This window comes from Variovorax sp. 01T439_2, from assembly GCF_056398445.1.
Window position 1 is genome coordinate 1 of sequence record NZ_JBFTPJ010001015.1, and the last position, 2,026, is coordinate 2,026.

The 2,026-nt window shown below is 69.6% G+C and carries 3 protein-coding genes; all 3 read right to left on the reverse strand.

The genetic code is table 11. The annotated features are described in order from the left end of the window. A partial coding sequence (locus tag AC1DOC_RS31215) for a class 1 fructose-bisphosphatase (RefSeq protein WP_478131281.1) occupies positions 1 to 739 on the reverse strand: 739 nt, incomplete at its 3' end. A gap of 18 nt (positions 740 to 757) precedes the next feature. Continuing rightward, entirely contained in the window at positions 758 to 1,489 is a 732-nt protein-coding gene (locus AC1DOC_RS31220; protein ID WP_478079993.1) for an HAD-IA family hydrolase, read from the reverse strand. After that, on the reverse strand, positions 1,486 to 2,026 hold a 541-nt coding region (gene rpe / locus AC1DOC_RS31225), incomplete at its 5' end, for a ribulose-phosphate 3-epimerase (protein ID WP_478131282.1). The genes rpe and AC1DOC_RS31220, both read right to left, overlap by 4 nt.

Below are 2,026 nucleotides of genomic sequence, written 5' to 3' on the forward strand. Positions count from 1 at the left end.
TCCACCGCATGTTGAAGTCGATGCCGCGCGGGCCTTCCTTGCCGGCCAGGCATTCGTCGACGTAGCGCTTCACGGCCGGCTCCCAGAAGCGGCTGTTCGAGGCGTTGATCGCGAATTCGCTGGTCTGCCGCGGAATGCTCAGGTTCGGATGGCTCAGCACCCATTCGCCCAGTTGCGGATCGAGCGTGAAGGCGTGCGTGCCGTTGCCCAGCGTCAGCACCAGCATGGTCGAAGGGCCGTAGATCGCATAGCCGGCGCCAACCTGCTCGGTGCCGGGCTGCAAAAAGTCTTCAGGCTTCGCGTCGGCCTCGGGCGTGGGCGCGCGCAGGATCGAGAAGATGCTGCCCACCGCCACGTTGACATCGATGTTCGACGAGCCGTCGAGCGGATCGAACAGCAGCAGGTACTTGCCGCGCGGATACTGCTGCTGCGGCGGCAGGTAGGGCTCTTCCATCTCTTCCGAGACCATGCCCGCCACGTGGCCGCCCCACTCGTTGGCGCGCAGGAACATGTCGTTGCTCAGCACGTCGAGCGTCTTCTGTTCCTCGCCCTGCACGTTCTGCGTGCTCGCGCTGCCGAGCACGTCCCCCAGCGCGCCGAGCGCCACCTTGCGCGAGATCGCCTTGCAGGCAAGGGAGACGTCGGTGATGAGCGCGTTGAGCGCGCCCGTGGCACCGGGGTGGCGGCGGCGCTCCTCGATGATGTACTGGGTCAGCGTGGCCTTGCCTGCAATGGGCATGATCGTCTCCTGGTTGAATCAAAAAATCCGGGTCGTCGTTTCTTCGTCTCGGCGGAATGCAGCGCGCGACTCGCATGCCCTCAACAGCAGCTGCTGCGGCGTCGAGACGCGCCACGCGCGCGCCGCTTCAGCCGCATTCCCCGCCGCATGGCCGCCATAGCCCCAGGCCACCAGCGCCGCCGGACAGCCTGCGGCCTGCGCCGCGAGCAGGTCGGCCGGGCCGTCGCCCACCATCAGCAGGCGCGCGGGTTCCACGCCCAGCTGGCGCGCCGCGGCCTGCAGCAGGAGCGGCGCGGGCTTGCGCTGCGCCGCGGTGTCGGCGCCATGGACCCCCGCCATTGCCGGCAGCAGACCGGCTGCATCCAGCACGGCGCGTGCCAGCGGCGTCGGCTTGTTCGTGACCACCACCATCGGCAGCGTGCGGCGCAGGCCCGCGACGAGTGCGGCGATGCCCTCGAACACGCTGCCGAACTTCAGTGGCGCCGCCAGCGTGGCGGCATCGAAGGACTTGCGCAGCCGGCCGCGCAGCGCCTCGCTGCCGCCGAGGCCGTGCTCGCGCAGCGCCTGCAGGATCAGCGCGTCGGGGCCGTCGCCGATCCATGCGCGCACGGTGTCCAGCTCGAAGCAGGCGAGCCCGGCTTCGTCGAGCGCGAGGTTCAGCGCCTGCCGGATGTCGGGCGCGCTGTCGACCAGCGTGCCGTCGAGATCGAAGGCGATCGCATCGATGCCGCACAGCTCTTCTTTCGTCATGCGGGACGCCCTTCCATGGACTCGCGGCCCTGCAGCGCCGCTGCGCGGATGGCGCCAATCGCTTCGCGGTAGCGGCCGCCGTTGAACACGGCCGAGCCCGCCACCAGCGTGTCGGCCCCGGCGGCGCCGACGCGCGCGGCGTTGTCGGGCTTCACGCCGCCATCGACCTCCAGCCAGATCTCGCGCCCGCTCGCATCGATGCGGCGGCGCACCGCCTCGATCTTCGGCAGTACGCTCTCGATGAAGCTCTGGCCGCCGAAGCCCGGGTTGACCGACATCAGCAGCACCAGGTCGAGCTGGTCCAGCACATGGTCGAGCACCGCGAGCGGCGTGGCAGGGTTGAGCACCAGGCCGGCCTTGCAGCCGCTGTCCCGGATCAGCCGGGTGGTGCGGTCGATGTGCTCGCTGGCCTCGGGGTGGAAGGAGATGATCGAGGCGCCGGCCTGCGCGAACATCGGGATCAGCGCATCGACCGGCTTGACCATCAGGTGCACGTCGATCGGCACCGTCGCATAGGGCTTGATGGCCTCGCAGACC